General features: G+C 63.4%; 15 protein-coding genes and 2 riboswitches. Of the genes, 14 read left to right on the forward strand and 1 reads right to left on the reverse strand.

The genetic code is table 11. The features are described from left to right. From VFJ08_RS11150 to gcvPB, 5 genes are all read left to right on the forward strand, one after another. Positions 1 to 570 (forward strand): FAD-dependent monooxygenase (locus VFJ08_RS11150; protein ID WP_324997286.1); only part of this gene is annotated, 570 nt, incomplete at its 5' end. Between the two features lie 332 nt (positions 571 to 902). Beyond that, a riboswitch (glycine riboswitch) is annotated at positions 903 to 991 on the forward strand. A gap of 15 nt (positions 992 to 1,006) precedes the next feature. Continuing rightward, a riboswitch (glycine riboswitch) is annotated at positions 1,007 to 1,086 on the forward strand. 52 nt (positions 1,087 to 1,138) lie between these two features. Next, positions 1,139 to 2,257, forward strand: coding sequence for a glycine cleavage system aminomethyltransferase GcvT (gene gcvT / locus VFJ08_RS11155; protein ID WP_324997287.1), 1,119 nt, complete (start codon positions 1,139 to 1,141; stop codon positions 2,255 to 2,257). An 86-nt stretch (positions 2,258 to 2,343) separates the two neighbouring features. Then, positions 2,344 to 2,739 (forward strand): glycine cleavage system protein GcvH, encoded by a 396-nt coding sequence (gcvH, locus tag VFJ08_RS11160; protein WP_324997288.1) that lies wholly within the window; start codon positions 2,344 to 2,346, stop codon positions 2,737 to 2,739. Between the two features lie 61 nt (positions 2,740 to 2,800). Further along, a complete protein-coding gene (gene gcvPA, locus VFJ08_RS11165; RefSeq protein WP_324997289.1) occupies positions 2,801 to 4,180 on the forward strand; it encodes an aminomethyl-transferring glycine dehydrogenase subunit GcvPA in 1,380 nt (459 codons plus the stop codon). A 102-nt stretch (positions 4,181 to 4,282) separates the two neighbouring features. Then, positions 4,283 to 5,776, forward strand: coding sequence for an aminomethyl-transferring glycine dehydrogenase subunit GcvPB (gene gcvPB / locus VFJ08_RS11170; protein WP_324997290.1), 1,494 nt, complete (start codon positions 4,283 to 4,285; stop codon positions 5,774 to 5,776). Positions 5,777 to 5,793: 17 nt separating this feature from the next. Here gcvPB and VFJ08_RS11175 read toward each other — a convergent pair whose 3' ends face one another. Next, entirely contained in the window at positions 5,794 to 6,564 is a 771-nt protein-coding gene (locus tag VFJ08_RS11175; RefSeq protein WP_324997291.1) for a DeoR/GlpR family DNA-binding transcription regulator, read from the reverse strand. Positions 6,565 to 7,038: 474 nt separating this feature from the next. Here VFJ08_RS11175 and deoC point away from each other — a divergent pair, with 474 nt between their 5' ends. From deoC to VFJ08_RS11220, 9 genes are all read left to right on the forward strand, one after another. After that, complete coding sequence (deoC, locus tag VFJ08_RS11180) at positions 7,039 to 7,716, forward strand: deoxyribose-phosphate aldolase (protein WP_324997292.1); 678 nt, start codon at positions 7,039 to 7,041, stop codon at positions 7,714 to 7,716. A 56-nt stretch (positions 7,717 to 7,772) separates the two neighbouring features. Next, entirely contained in the window at positions 7,773 to 8,714 is a 942-nt protein-coding gene (locus VFJ08_RS11185) for a nucleoside hydrolase (RefSeq protein WP_324997293.1), read from the forward strand. A gap of 60 nt (positions 8,715 to 8,774) precedes the next feature. After that, on the forward strand, positions 8,775 to 9,749 hold the full coding sequence (gene tsx / locus VFJ08_RS11190) for a nucleoside-specific channel-forming protein Tsx (protein WP_324997294.1): 975 nt from the start codon (positions 8,775 to 8,777) through the stop codon (positions 9,747 to 9,749). 104 nt (positions 9,750 to 9,853) lie between these two features. Beyond that, a complete protein-coding gene (locus tag VFJ08_RS11195; protein WP_324997295.1) occupies positions 9,854 to 11,272 on the forward strand; it encodes a purine-cytosine permease family protein in 1,419 nt (472 codons plus the stop codon). Beyond that, positions 11,272 to 11,682 carry a cytidine deaminase gene (locus VFJ08_RS11200; protein ID WP_324997296.1) on the forward strand — a complete coding sequence of 137 codons (411 nt, stop codon included), beginning with the start codon at positions 11,272 to 11,274 and terminating at the stop codon, positions 11,680 to 11,682. Before VFJ08_RS11195 ends, VFJ08_RS11200 begins: the two co-directional genes overlap by 1 nt. Positions 11,683 to 11,702: 20 nt before the next feature. After that, the gene (locus VFJ08_RS11205) at positions 11,703 to 12,950 is read left to right on the forward strand and encodes a phosphopentomutase (RefSeq protein ID WP_324997297.1); all 1,248 of its coding nucleotides are present in this window, start codon (positions 11,703 to 11,705) and stop codon (positions 12,948 to 12,950) included. Continuing rightward, positions 12,947 to 13,735, forward strand: coding sequence for a uridine phosphorylase (gene udp / locus VFJ08_RS11210; protein ID WP_324997298.1), 789 nt, complete (start codon positions 12,947 to 12,949; stop codon positions 13,733 to 13,735). The genes VFJ08_RS11205 and udp overlap by 4 nt, the downstream gene beginning before the upstream one ends. A 73-nt stretch (positions 13,736 to 13,808) precedes the next feature. Beyond that, on the forward strand, positions 13,809 to 14,930 hold the full coding sequence (locus VFJ08_RS11215; protein WP_324997299.1) for a nucleoside hydrolase: 1,122 nt from the start codon (positions 13,809 to 13,811) through the stop codon (positions 14,928 to 14,930). A gap of 331 nt (positions 14,931 to 15,261) precedes the next feature. Beyond that, positions 15,262 to 15,696 (forward strand): PfkB family carbohydrate kinase (locus tag VFJ08_RS11220; RefSeq protein ID WP_324997300.1); only part of this gene is annotated, 435 nt, incomplete at its 3' end.

Raw genomic sequence — 15,696 nt, forward strand, 5'->3', positions numbered from 1 at the left:
GTCGCTTTCCTGCCGCTGGCCGATGGCCGTTGTTCGCTGGCCTGGCACGCCGATGAAGCACTGGCCGACGAACTGGCCGAGCTCGATCACGACGAATTCTGTCGCCGCCTGACCGAAGCCAGCGGCGGCGCGCTCGGGTCGATCGAGCCCATGGGTACGCGTGCGGCCTTCCCGCTCAAGCTCATGCATGCTCGCGAATACGTACGGCCGCGCGTGGCGATCGCCGGCGACGCCGCGCATGTCGTGCATCCAATGGCCGGGCAGGGGGTCAATCTCGGTCTGATGGACGTGGCCGAGTTGGTCGCGGCGCTGGAAGCCGGGCGCGCGGCCGGCGCGGACGCCGGCCAGCTCGTCTATCTCAAGCGCTATCAGCGCGCGCGCATGGCCGACAACCTGATGATGCTCGCCGCGACCGACGGTTTGAAGCGGCTCTACGGCGGGCATAATCCACTGATGCGCACGCTGCGCGGCTGGGCCATCGGCGGCGCGTCGCGGCTGGCGCCGATCCGCCAGATCATGATCAGCCAGGCAGCGGGTCTTTCCGGCAAGGGCCCGAGACTCTTGCGCTAGCGCATTTTCCTTTTTTCATGATTCGTGCGATGTATCGAAAACGCCCGCAAATCAAATGTCTTTCGCCCGCGCGGTATGAAACCGCGCGAGCGACCCAAGGGGAGAGCTAGCGCCTCTCCCCTTTGGAAACCCCATTGCTAAGGTGCCCGCGGCAAGCCGCGGGGTATTGGTGGATAATCGCGAGTCAACGCAAGTAGATCAGCGTTTTGCTTATCTGCGTAAATCTGTGTCGATCTGCGGATAAATTTTTTGGCAAAAGAGAAAAAGCGCTGGTGAGCGCGCGGGCCAATTTGGCTTGGCCCGCTTTGCCCGGTATAGTTCGACCCACGATCGCAAAACGCATGGGAGAGCGCGGGTACGCCCGCCGCCGAAGGCGCAATTCCGCCCGGAAACGCTCAGGCCAAAGGACCACGCGCGGGCCGCCGTAGAACCGGCCACGATCGACTCTGGAGAGCAACCGCCGAGGCGGTTCACCGACGGGGCGAATCTCTCAGGTGCCAGGACAGAGGGGCGGCAGGACCGAAACGCCGGTTTTTGACTGCCGCATCCGCAACCGAGAGTCGATCGCATGACCAATCAGACCCCGCTCCACGACGAACACGTCGCCTCGGGCGCCAAGCTGGTGGATTTCGCCGGCTGGGATATGCCGATCCACTACGGCTCCCAGATCGCCGAGCACAACACCGTGCGTGAAGCGGCCGGCATGTTCGATGTCTCGCATATGCGTCCGGTCGATATCGAAGGCGCCGGCGCCCGCGATTTGCTGCGCCGCACGCTGGCCAACGACGCGGCCAAGATCGACGAGATCGGCCGCGCCTTCTATACCTGCATGCTCAACACCCGCGGCGGCGTGATCGACGACCTGATCGTGTATCACCTCGATGAGCACTGGTATCGCATCGTGGTCAACGCCGCGACCGCGACCAAGGACATGGCGTGGCTGACCAGTCAGGCCGAGGAATACGAGGCCTCGGTCACCGCGCGCGACGATCTGGCGATTATCGCGGTCCAGGGGCCGAGGGCGCGCGAGTTGAGCCGGGGCGTGCTCGACGACGACCTCGCCGCCGCCGCGATGGAGCTCAAGCCTTTTCGCGCGACAGCGGCTGGCGAGTGGTCGGTCGGCCGGACCGGCTACACCGGCGAGGACGGGTTCGAGATCATCCTGCCGGCCGATGCCGCGGCCGAAACCTGGCGCGCGTTGGCCAAGGCCGGCGTGGCGCCGATCGGGCTCGGCGCGCGTGACACGCTGCGCCTGGAAGCCGGCCTGAACCTTTACGGTCAGGATATGGACGAAGACACCACGCCGCTGGAGTCGGGTCTCGCCTGGACCGTGGCCTTCGAGCCGGCCGATCGGGATTTCATCGGCCGCACGGCGCTGGAACCCATTCGCGAACACGGCGGGGCGAAGAAAATGGTCGGCCTGCTGCTGGAAGGCCGCGGGGTAATGCGCCACGGCGCGACCGTGCGCGCCGCCGGTGACGAGGCCGCCGGCGCGACCGAGCCGGCCGGCGAAGTCACCAGCGGCAGCTTCGCCCCGACCCTGGGCCGCTCGATCGCGCTGACCCGCGTGCCCGCCGACTGGGGCGACGCGGCCGAGGTCGAGGTCGAGCTGCGCGGCAAGTGGGTGAGCGCGCGCATCGTCGGCTATCCGTTCGTGCGCAACGGCAAGATCCGCATCGATATCTAACGGCGTTTTTCATCCGTCGCCCGCGACCGGCCCACGCCGCATCGCTTATCATTTCGACTCGTCAAGGGACCATCCAGGATAAAACAATGAGCGAAATCCCCAACGAACTGTCCTACACCAAAAGCCACGAATGGGTGGCCAACGACGGCGACGGCACGGTGACCGTCGGCATCACCGAGTACGCCCAGGGCTCGCTCGGCGATCTGGTGTTCGTCGAACTGCCGGAGTCGGGCGCCAAGTTCGCGGTCGGCGATCCGGTGGCCGTGGTCGAGTCGGTCAAGGCCGCCTCCGATATCTATGCGCCAGTCGACGGTGAGATCGTCGAGATCAACGAGGAACTGGCCGATTCGCCCGAGCGCGTCAACGAGGACCCGTTCGGCGAGGGCTGGTTGTTCAAGATGACGGTCGACAAGACCGAGCATCTGTCGGACCTGCTCGACGCCGAGGCCTATGGCGAAATTGTCGAGGCCGAGGAAGACTGAGACCTGCCGTGGACGCCGGCGATAGACCGGCGCCCGATTCCGGTTCCAACCCGCAAACGCTATGCCTTTCATTCCCCATACCGACCAGGACATCGCCGACATGCTGGCCGCGATCGGCGCGGACAGCGTGGACGCGCTGTTTTCCGAGATCGATCCCAGGCTGCGCAACGGCGATATTTCGGCGCTTCCCGAGCGCGCCGGCGAGCAGGCGATCACGCGGCTCATGCACGAACGCGCCGCGCAAGATGCGGGCGATCTGTGCTTCATCGGCGCCGGTGCTTACGAGCATCATATCCCGGCGGCGGTATGGGAGATCGCCACCAGAGGCGAGTTCTATAGCGCATATACGCCGTATCAGCCGGAAGCCAGCCAGGGCACGCTCCAGGTGGTCTATGAATATCAGACCATGATGTGCGGGCTGACCGGCATGGATGTCGCCAACGCCTCGCTCTACGACGGCGCCTCGGCGCTGGCCGAAGCGGTGTTGATGGCCGTGCGCGCCAACCGCAAATCCAAATCGAAACGGGTGCTGATGCCGGCCGGCGTGCATCCGTTCTATCGTGAAGTCGCGCACAATATCTGCGCGAATCAGGGCATCGTGTTCGAGGCCGTCGATTTCGAGCCGGCGACCGGCAAGATCGATACCAAGGCGCTGGACGCCTGGGCCGGGGAGGACATCACCGCGCTGGTGATCCCGCAGCCGAATTTTTTCGGCGTGCTGGAAGACGTCGATGCGCTGACCGATTGGGCCGAGAACAACGGGGCGCTCGCGATCGGCGTGGTCAATCCGGTGTCGCTGGCGCTCATCAAGCCGCCGGGCGAGTGGGGCGATGGCGCCGGCGCCGATATCGTGGTCGGCGAAGGCCAGCCGCTGGGAGCGCCGCTGGCCGGCGGCGGCCCGTATTTCGGCATTCTGTGCTGTCGCCGTGCGCATGTGCGCCAGATGCCGGGCCGCGTGGTCGGCCGTACGCGGGATCTCGATGGCCGTTCGGGTTATGTGCTCACCTTGCAGCCGCGCGAGCAGCACATCCGCCGTTCCAAGGCGACCTCGAACATCTGCACCAATCAGGGCTTGCTGGTCACGGCCGCCACCATCCATATGAGCCTGCTCGGCTCGCACGGCCTGGAAACCGTGGCCGCGACCTGCGCCGCCACCACGCGCGATCTGGTCGCGCGCCTGAGCGCGCTGGACGGCGTCGAGCGGGTGTTCGACGCGCCGTTCTTTCACGAGGCCGCGCTGCGGCTGCCGGTCGCGGCGCGCCCCGTGCTCGATGCGCTCGCGGACAAAGGCATCCTCGGCGGGCTCGCGCTCGACCGGTTTTTCGCCGGCATGGACGATGTGTTCCTCGTTTGTGCAACCGAGACCAAGACCGAGAGCGATCTCGCGGCCTATGCCGAGGCGCTGTCGGATGTTCTTGACCAAATTGCGGAGGCGGCATGACTCAGACCATCACGGGCCGCGGCACACCAATGCACGTGGCCGAGATCTCGGAAGAGCCCGATTACGATGCGGCGATCGCCGCGCTCGAAACCGATTGATGCCATGACTGAACAACTGATTTTCGAACACAGCCGACCCGGACGCCGCGCCACCGCCCAGGCGCCGGAAACCGCGCCGGCGGTGGACGATCTGCCGGCGAACCTCAGGCGCCGGAGTGCGCTCGGCCTGCCGGAAGTCTCCGAGCTGGACGCGGTGCGCCATTACACGCGCCTGTCGCAGCTCAATTTCTCCATCGATACGCACTTCTACCCGCTCGGGTCGTGCACGATGAAGTACAACCCGCGCGCCTGTAACACGCTGGCCTCGTTGCCGGGATTTTTGAATCGGCATCCGCTGGCACCGGAAAGTCACAGCCAGGGCATGCTGGCCTGCTTCTTTGAGCTGCAAGAGATGCTCAAGACCGTGACCGGCATGGCCGCGGTTTCGCTAACGCCGATGGCCGGCGCCCAGGGCGAGTTCACCGGCGTGGCGATGATCAAGGCATACCACGAAGCGCGCGGCGACAGCGAGCGCGACGAGATTCTAGTGCCCGACGCCGCCCACGGCACGAACCCGGCGACCGCCGTCATGTGCGGCTGCAAGGTGGTCGAGATCCCGACCGATGCCGACGGCGATGTCGATATCGAGGCGCTGCGCTCGAAAGTGGGCCCGAAGACCGCCGGCATCATGTTGACGAACCCGTCCACGCTCGGGGTGTTCGAACAGGACATCCTCGAGATTTCGCGGATGATCCACGAAGCGGGCGGGCTGCTCTACTACGACGGCGCGAACCTGAACGCGATCCTCGGCAAGGTGCGCCCGGGCGACATGGGCTTCGACGTCATCCACATGAACCTGCACAAGACCTTTTCCACGCCGCACGGCGGCGGCGGGCCGGGCTCCGGCGCGGTGGGTGTGTCCAAACGCCTGCGCGACTTCATGCCGATCCCGGTGGTCGGCCGGGACGGCGAAGGGGCCGATACGACTTATCGCTGGCTGGACGAGGACGACGTGCCGTATACGATCGGCCGTCTGTCGACCTTCATGGGCAATGCCGGGGTGCTGCTGCGGGCCTATGTATACGCCCGCCTGCTGGGGCGCGAAGGCATGGTACGGGTCGCCGAGTTCGCCACCCTGAATTCGAATTACCTGATGGCGCGGCTCAAGCAGGCCGGCTTCGAAGTGGCGTTCCCGAATCGGCGCGCCAGCCACGAGTTCATCGTCACGCTCAAGCGCCAGAAACAGCAGCTCGATGTCACGGCGACCGACTTCGCCAAGCGCCTGCTGGACTACGGCTACCATGCGCCGACCATCTACTTCCCGCTGCTCGTGCCCGAGTGTTTCCTGATCGAGCCGACCGAGACCGAGTCCCGCGAGACGCTCGACGGGTTCGTGGAGGCGATGGTGGCGATCTGGAACGAAGCGAAAAATGACGCGGCCACGCTCAAGAATGCGCCGGTCAGCCTGCCGGTGCGCCGGCTGGACGAGGTTGCTGCGGCGAAATCGCTCGATCTTAAGTTCGAATCGGCCGGCCGTGATGGCCGTACGGCGGCCTGACGCTCGGCTTCGCTGCGCTAGAGCTGCACGACCGACGGCTGCCCGGTTTTCGTAGCTGGAAACCGGGCTTCGTCGTCCTCGATACGGCTTGTTATGAAAGTGTCGAACTGATCCCAATCGGCGAAAAACGCGGGACGGACCCGGTCGATCTTGCTGGCGTCGGCGATCAGGATCTTCTGTTGGGCGGCTTCCAGGGCGGCGCGTTTGGGTGCGACCTCGTGAAAGTTGAAACAGCTCACGCCGCGTTCGATATGCACGCCGGCAGCGGATATGAACGCCTTGTTGATGCCGATCCGTTTCAATGCATCACTCGCGTGCTCGCCCGAGAAGGATTGCGAGGACGAATGATACAGCCCCCCGTACAGCAGCAGTCGGGCGTTGGGCAATCGGCTGACGGCATTCGCGACATTGAGCGCATAAGTCACGACCGTGAGCGGCAGGTCGCGATCCAGGGCACCGATCAAGTGGACCAGCGTCGAGCCACAGTCTATGAATATCGTGTCGTCGGCTCTGATCGAGTCCGCCGCGTACGCACATAGCCGCTGCTTGATGCCCAGATGGCTGTCTTTTTCGGCGTCCAGGTCGTAAGCGGACATCGATTGGAGGCTGTCCGAAATGAAGATGCGCCCGGCCAGCAGCAACAATTCTCCACGGCTGGCATCGACGTCACGTCTGATCGTCATCTGCGAAACGCCGCACTGTTCGGCGGCATTCGATAGATGAACGACGCCGCCACTGGCCAGGTTGTTCTTTAGCCATTGCAGCCGTTCACCGCGGCGTCCCCTCATACGTTCTCCTTCGAAAAGCCGCTCCATGATAAGCGATATGGCCGGTCGCTGAAGCTTTGCCCGGCTGGCCGTGCCGGGCTGAAGCGAAGATCGACGTCATGAACGGTCGCGTCCAAACAAGCGTTGATGCCATGCGAAGCGCAGCCTGCCCGGATGCAGATAGTCGTGCTTTTAATGTTAAATAAATAACAAAATATTCCAACGATCAGCAATCAAGCGCATTGCCAATCCATCACCGGGCACAGCGTGAGACGTGCTCTCATCCGCATGCTAATTAGGGCTAAGTACAACAAGGCCGTGCATGAAAAAGTACGTCTGTTGTCTCAGTCGCATGTCTCGCGTGCGCGTTTACACCCGATAATGAGCCGCGTCAATGTTACTAAAGTGACATTTATTATGTGAATAAATAACGAGTAATGTTCAGAAATTACATCTGTCTCTGATTGCTACATCGCGAGTCTCGGTAGAAATTCGATGCCATACAACGATCAATCCGATACGGCCGGTTTAGCCCGCTTCATCGACCATACGCTGCTCAAACCCGAGGCCAGCGTTCGCGATCTGTGCCGTTACTGCGACGAAGCCATCGAATACGGCTTCAAGACGGTCTGCGTGAATCCGTGGTTCATCGCGGATACGGCGCGGCGGCTCGAAGGCAGCGGCGTACGGGCTTGTTCGGTGGTCGGTTTTCCCCTGGGTGCCACGTTGCCCACCGCGAAACTGGCCGAAGCCAGGGCGGTGCTCGATGCCGGCGCCGACGAGATCGACATGGTGCTGGCGATCAGCGCGCTGAAGGACGATCAACTCGATATCGTCGAGCGCGATATTCGGGCGATCAAAACGGCGTGTGGCGCGAAAACCCTGAAAGTCATTCTGGAGACTTGCCTGCTAACGGACCGGCAGAAAGTGACCGGCTGCCGAATCGCCGTGAGCGCCGGGTCCGATTTCGTGAAGACCTCCACGGGTTTCAGCCGCACCGGCGCAACAGTCGCCGATGTCGCGCTGATGCGCGAGGTGGTCGGCCCGGAAGTCGGAGTGAAGGCGTCGGGCGGCATCCGCTCGGCAGCCGATGCACGGGCCCTGATCGACGCAGGGGCGACCCGGATCGGCGCCAGTTCCAGCGTGGCCCTGGTCTCGGAGAACCACTCGTGAGCCCGTCGAACGTGGCTCTGATGCCGAGTACGCCGACCTGATTCGAGGCGCCCCCAATGACGGCATTGCCCATCCTCATCGACTGCGATCCGGGCCAGGACGATTTCATCAATCTTCTTCTGGCGTTCGCCTCGCCCGAGGATGTTCGGGTCGAGGCGATCACGACGGTCGGCGGTAACGTGCCGCTGCCCCATACCCATCGCAATGCGCGTCTGGCCTGCGATCTCGTCGGGCGCGACGATATCGCCGTGTCGGCGGGGTGCCCGCAGCCGCTGCTCAGACCGCTGGAAACCGCGGAATATCTGCACGGGGAATCCGGAATCGACGGTTACGACTTTGACGCGCCGCGCCTGGCGTTATCTACCGAGCACGGCGTGGATACTATCGTTCGGATCGTCCGCGCGCGCTGCGATGAGCGACTCACGCTCGTGGCCACCGGCCCCCTGACCAATGTCGCGATGGCCCTGAAGAAAGCGCCCGACATCGGCGCGAGGATCGCCGAGATCGTGATTATGGGCGGCGCGATGCGCGAGGGCGGCAACGTGACGCCGTCGGCCGAATTCAATATCGCCGTCGATCCGCATGCCGCCGATATCGTATTCCGCAGCGGTATCCCCATCGCGCTGTTCGGCCTCGACGTCACCCACCAGTTCGTGATGGGCCGGGCGCGCCGCGAGCGCCTGCGAGCGATTGAAACGCCCGCGGCGGTCGCCGTCGCCGACATGCTCGATTTCTCGGTCCGCTACGACGAATCCAAGTACGGCACCGACGGGGCGCCGCTGCACGATCCCTGCACCTTGCTCTATCTGCTGGCGCCGGATCTGTTCGATCTGAAGCGGTGCGCGGTCGGCGTCGAAACCGAGTCGGTGCTGACCTACGGCCATACGGCGGTCGATTTCTGGGGCGTGACCGACAGGGCGTCGAACGCGTTATGGGCGTATGCCATCGATCACGAGGCAGCCTTCGAACTGCTCTGCGAGCGGATCACCCGGCTTTGAAGCGTCCGGAACAACGCACGACCAAAAATTACAGGCAAGACGCCGAGAGGAGGAGATACAATGAGAATACGCGACTATTCGAAGCCTTTCCGGGGTGGGCGAACACGACTATGGACAGCCGCGGCGTGTTGCCTGGCATTGGCCGTGCCGGCCGTCGCATCGGCCGCCGAAGGCGGCAGCCAGGGCGCGCGTTCCGCAACGCCGGGCAGCAAGACGGCGCTGCAAGACTCCCGGAGCCCCTATCTGTCCGACTGGTTTCATCAGCATGTGTCGCTCATCGGATCTGCCGGCATTCGTTTCGGCCCGACGCATGTCGACGACATCTACCTCGAATACGAGTTTGCTGGAACCAAGGGGCCGTTCGATCTGTACGGCTATGTCGACGTACACAAGATTCTGGGCATCGGCAACGACAACGACACCGGCTTTTGGGACGACGGTTCGCCGTTGTTCACGGAGCTTGAGCCCCGGATGTCGTTCAACCGGTTACTGGGTAAGGATCTGAGCATCGGGCCGATCAAGGAATGGTTTCTGGCCACCGACTACATCCTGGATGTCGGCAACGGGCGCGACAGCCGCCAGAACGTGCTTTATTTCGGGCCCGGGGTTTCATTCGATACCCATTCACGAGTCAATTTCGAGCTGAATTTCTTTTTCAGAAGACAGTTCGCCGACTACGGCGCGCCGAATTCCTTTTCCTGGGACGGCTATCGGATCCAGCCGAACGTATCGATTCCGATCACGACGCTCACAACGTGGGGCCACGAAGGGCATTTGACCTACGTCGGCTTCGCGAACTACGACTTCGGTTCCGATCTGGGCGACGAGGCCGGCCCGACCCGCACCAATCACGCGCTGGTCGAAACGAACGTCCTGATTCTTTCCTATACCCGTCTGCGCTATTTCTTCGCCGCGCGCTATTTCCATAACGGCGGTCAGTGGAACGATGGGGCGGTCGTCAATTTCCCCAACGGGCCCAGACGCCTGGACCAGAACGGATGGGGTTACTACCTGGCCGTGGGCTGGAAGTTCTGAGTTGCCGGGCCCAGCGCGGAATTTTATTCGATTGAAACGCTTTCGGCCTTTTTCGATCCGCGTTGGCCGGATCGGGCATGCCGGGAGCCGTGGGATGCGAAGTTATGACCAAGCATAAGGATAATCCGGGCGACGTGTCGGTCGAGCGGTCGCCGGAGAATGTCGAGACCATCGGCATTCAGCCGATCCCCGAAGAGCGCCGGAATATGTCGGCGCTGACATTATTCGTTATCTGGGGGCTGGCGTCGGCGTCGGCGACCACGCCGGTCATCGGCTTGCTGCTCTACAACGTCGGGCTGGTCAATTTCTGTATCGCCGTGGTGATCGCGGGCCTGATCGGGATCATACCTGCGGGGCTGTTCAGCGAGCAGGGCCGTGAAGTGCCGCTGATATCGCTGGTGACCGCGCGCGTGACCTTCGGACCGGGCGCGAGCTTCATCCTGGCGATCCTGTATACGATCGCCGGCGCCGGCTGGTTCGGTCTGAACACCGATGTCGCCGGGCAGATTCTTACGACGCTCTACCCCGACGTCGGCTCGCTTGCCCATGGCGCATTCTGGTACTGGGCGCTCGGGATCTTTCAGACACTGCTGGTTTTTCTGGGTATGAAATGGCTCGAGCGGTTTTATAACTACACCGCGATCGTGTTCATCGTCTGCTATGCGATCCTTTGTTTCTACCTGGTACAGGACTATGCCGTTAAAGTGCCGTTCTGGTCGAGCGCCGCCGTGCACTGGGGTTCGGTAGTCGAGACGATTCTGAGTTTTTCGCTGCTGGCCTGGGCTTACGAATTTTCCACGGTTTCCCGTTTCTGCCGGCCGGCCACGCGCCACGAGAGCCGCGCTTCGAAGGCCGCCTATTTCAGTGCGGCGACCGTCGGTATTCTGCTGCCGGTGCTGGTCATGGGCGTGCTCGGCCTCGTCACCAAGGCGACCACCGGAAAGTGGAATATCGCGCTTCTCGCCAAGGATCTGCCGCTGATCGGCGTGGTGGCGGCGATCGGGGTCATTCTGGCCATAGCACATACCAACGCGATGAATCTGTATCCGGCGGTGACCAAACTGCTGGCGGCCAGCGAAACCGTGCGCGAGCCGCGGTTCTACGATCAGCCGATCGCATCCGCGGGCCTCGGCCTGCTCGCGACCATTCTGGCGGTGCTCGGGATCCTGCAGGCCGTGCAATCGTTCCTGTCGCTGCTTGGTGTCTTTTTGTTTCCGTTCACGTTCCTGATGATGTTCGACTGGGTTCTGATTCAGAAGAAGGCGACCCCCGTGTCGGCTTTTTTCGAAAAGAAAAAGCGCCTCATCGATCTGTTTCGCCCGAGTGCCTGCATCGCGTTTGTTGTCGGCGCCTTTCTCGGCGGCCTGAGCTATTTTGGGGTGTTGCCGGCAATGATCAGCAATACGGTGCCTTGGCCTGTGGTCGCCTCGCTGATTTCCTGCGGTGTCTATTGGGTTCTGTTGCAGATTTTGGGTGATTATCCTGTCGGACGCTCGACCCCTACCGAGACAAGGAGCGCCTGATGGCCACGATCGATACCAGCGTTTGGGAGCGCCTGGTCGCCGCGGCCGTTAAGGCCCGCGCGCATGCCTATGCGCCGTATTCGAAATTTCCGGTCGGGGCCGCGATCCGGGTCGAGGGCGGGCATATCGCCGTCGGATGCAACGTGGAGAATGTGTCGTTTCCCTGCGGCCAGTGCGCGGAAGCCGGCGCGGTGGCGAATCTGGCCGTAACGCACGGGCGGCGATCGATCCAAGCGGTCGTGGTGATCGGCGCATCGGATCGGTTCACCTGGCCCTGTGGGCAATGCCGTCAGATTCTGGCCGAGTTCGCGCCCCCCGATGCAATGGTGATGTCGGTGGCCGGCGACCGATGGTCCGATCCGGTTCGCCTCGACGAACTGCTGCCCCACGCTTTCAAAGCCGTCGAGTGAACCAGGCCGAGGACGCAGTCATGAATAACAGGCGCGCCATCATTCTGGTCATGGATTCGGTCGGCATCGGCGAGGCTCACGACGCGTCCCGATATGCCGACACGGGCGCCGACACACTCGGCCATATCGTCGAAGCGGCGGCCGCCGGTCGGGCCGATCGGCCGGGTTTGCGGCAAGGCCCGCTCGAACTGCCGAATCTGGCCGCCCTGGGGCTGGCCGCTTGTGCGCGCGCCAGCCGCGGCGCACCGCTGGCGTCGAACCTGGGCGCCGAGGCGGGGCCGCACGCGGCCTATGGTTACGCCGCACCCGCCAGCGCACCGAAAGGCAGTACCGGCGGCCACTGGGAGATCGCCGGCCTGCCGATCGCCCGCGACTGGGGTTATTTCGGCCGCGATCCGCAACAGCCGTATCCGGCGGGTTTGCTCGACCGGCTCATCGATAGTTGTGGATTGGCCGGTGTCATCGAAGTAGGGCGGGCATCGGGCACCGAGGTCATCGCGCGCCACGGCGAGGCGCACAGGCAATCCGGGCGGCCCATCGTCTATACCTCGGCCGACAGCGTGCTCCAGATCGCAGCGCACGAGGCGGCCTTCGGGCTCGATCGGCTCTTCGAGGTTTGCCGCGTGGCACGCGGTCTATGCGACGAATATCGTATCGCTCGGGTGATTGCACGGCCGTTCGTAGGCGAATCGGCCGAGGATTTTACTCGTACCGAAAATCGCCGGGATTTCGCCATGCCGCCGCACGAACAAACCCTGCTGGACCGGTTTTACCAGGCGGGTACGCAGGTGATCACGATCGGCAAGATCGGGGATCTGTTCGCCCATCGCGGCATCAGCCAGGAATATCCGGTGACCGAACTCGATGCGGTGTTCGATCAGACGCTGGCGAGCCTGCACGAGCCCGATCGGCCCACCCTGATCTTCGTGAATTTCTGCGACTTCGACTCGAAATATGGCCACCGGCGGGATGTGATCGGCTATGCCCACGAACTGGAGCGCTTCGACCGGCGTCTGCCCGAAGTGCGGGCGGCGCTGGCCGACGGCGATCTGCTGATCGTGACCGCGGACCACGGCAACGACCCCACGTTTTCCGGCAGCGACCATACCCGCGAATACGTGCCGGTGCTGATGGCCGGGGCCGGGATTACCGGCGGCGACTTCGGCCGACGCGCGACGTTTGCCGATATCGGCGCCACCGCCGCTCGGTATCTGGGCCTCGCCGAATCGGGCGCGGGTCAACCCATAGCAGTGGAGAGCAAGGAATGAGCCAGGCAGCTGGTAGGCAATATCACATTGGACTCGGCGAGGCCGATATCGAGGGCGCGCGCTATGCGCTGTTGCCGGGCGATCCGGGCCGGGTTCCGCAGCTCGCCCGTGGCGTGGGCGCCCGGGCGGTCGAACTCGGCCAGCATCGGGAGCACTGTTCCTGGCTCGCGTATATCGCCGAGCAGCCGGTGCTGGTCTGTTCCACCGGGCTGGGCGCGCCGTCGACGGCGGTCGCGGTCGAGGAGCTCGCCAATATCGGCGTGACCCATTTCATTCGCGTCGGCACGAGCGGCTCGATTCAGCCGCACATCGACTATAGCGATCTCGTGATCAGCAAAGCCGCCGTGCGCCTGGAAGGCACCTCCTCGCACTACGCGCCCTTGGCCTATCCTGCGGTTGCCTCCTTCGAGCTGACCGCATCGCTGGTCGCCTCGGCACGCGCTCTGGATATTCCGCACCACGTCGGCATCACCGCCTCGTCGGATACGTTCTGGCCCGGCCAGGAACGCTACGACAATCATTCGGGTTACGTACTGCGCCGTTTCCAGGGCTCCATGGCCGAGTGGCGGCAATTGAAGGTGACCAACTTCGAGATGGAAGCCGCGGCGCTGTTCACCGTCTGCGCGACCTTCGGTCTGTCCGCGGCCTGCGTCTGCGGCGTGATCGCCAAGCGGGTCGAATCGGAAGAGGTACGCCCGGAGGCCTACGGCCTGGCCGAGCAGCGCTGGAACGCGGTTCTGGCGAAAACGCTGGGCGAACGGCTCTCGCGAAAGCCCGAGAAATGAGCGATGCCGCTGTTGGATACGATAGACGTGGCCGTGTGCAATAACGCGGTCGACGCCGGATGAGGGAGATGGCATGAAACGATTACTGGGTTTGTGCGCTGTGGGTCTGGCGCTGGTTGTCGCGGCAGGCCCGGCCATGGCCGATAGCAGCCAACAGCAGCTGGTGGTGATCGATCAGGACACATCCGGGCCGGGCGGGTCCAATATCCGCTCGATGCTGGCGCTGATCCAGTCGCCCCAGGTCAAGGTGCTGGGTATTGGGGTCGTAACCGGCAATGCCTGGATGAAAGCCGAGACCGAGCACACGCTACGCATGCTCGAACTCATCGGCCGGCGCGATATACCGGTCTATAAAGGCGCGGTCCATCCATTGGTGCGCAATCGAGAAAGAACGCTGGCGGTGCAGAAATTCTACGGCCATATCGCCTGGCTGGGCGCGTGGGGCGGCGATGGTTCGAATCCGAGCGGTTTTCCCACCGATCCCAATGCCAGGCAGAAGATGCCGGAGGGCCGGCCCTCGATCAGCGCCCGTGAGCAAGACGCCGCGCATTTTCTGATCCATGCGGTGCATGCGCATCCGGGCCAGGTCACGGTCTATGCCGCCGGTCCGCTGACCGATCTGGCGCTGGCCCAGCGCATCGATCCGAGTTTCGCCAGGACCGCAAAGCAGCTCGTGGTCATGGGCGGATCGATTTCGCCGGTAACCGATAACGCCGAGTTCACCACCAGCCCGAGCCACGAATTCAACTTCTGGTTCGATCCCGAGGCCGCGCATATCGTGCTCAACGCGCCGTGGCCCAAGATTATAGACACGTCCGTCGATATCTCGTTGCAGAGCAAGTATACGGATAAGATGCAGGCGGCGATCGCCGAGTCGGACAGCCCGGCCGCGCAATATCTGGCGAAATACGACACCGAACGCTACTACATGTGGGACGAGATCGCGGCGCTGGCCTGGCTGCATCCGGACCTGGTGACCCGCACGCGCACGCTGTATCTGGATACCGACATGAGCCACGGTCCGAGTTACGGGGATACGCTGGCGTGGACGCAAAAGAGCAAGCCCGACGCGCACGAGGGGCCGCCGGCGATCGTACAGATGAAGCTCGATCGCAAGGCCTTCGACAACACCTTCATCGACTTGATGCGCGCGCCGACACCGCACGCGACGCACCCGGCGATCGCCGGCCCATAGCCGCGCGGTTTCAAGCATTCTGGGACGATTCACAGGCAAACCCACGATCCGGCCGAACAGCGCTGGCATGCGATCCCGGCTACACCGGAAAATCGGTTCGTCGGTGCCGGATAGCGCCGGCACGCCGATGCCCGGAGACTCAAATCACTGAATCCAAGCCATAAACAGGCGACCCGGCGAGCGACAAGATGTGCCGCGGACGTGCGAGATCGCGACGCGGGCGTCGTGCCGGTCCGGAACTGAAACCACGGCCGCATGCCGATCTATGGCAAGATGCGCCACTTTGCCGGCCCGCGCGCCGGCATTGCTTTGGTTTGACTAAGGACGATATATGTCGGCTCTGATCTGTGGCTCGATCGCTTTCGACACCATCATGGTGTATTCCGGGCAGTTCAAGAACGAGATCCTGCCCGACCAGGTGCATATGCTGAACGTGTCGTTCCTGGTGCCCGACATGCGCCGGGAGTTCGGCGGCTGTGCCGGCAATATCGCCTATTCGCTGGCGCTGCTGGGCGGCGACGGCAAGGCCATGGGCACCGTGGGCAGCGATTTCGATGTCTATGCGGACTGGATGGACCAGAACGGCGTCAGCCGCGACTACGTCAAGCGCATCGACGAGGCCTATACCGCGCAGGCGTACATCACCACCGACATGGACGACAATCAGATCACCGCCTTCCATCCGGGGGCGATGAATTACGCGCACGTCCAGGAAGTGCCGCGCGATGCCGGCATCACGCTCGGCATCGTTGCGCCCGATGGCAAG

It is taken from the genome of Salinisphaera sp. (assembly GCF_035690525.1).
In the GTDB taxonomy this organism is placed as follows: domain Bacteria; phylum Pseudomonadota; class Gammaproteobacteria; order Nevskiales; family Salinisphaeraceae; genus Salinisphaera.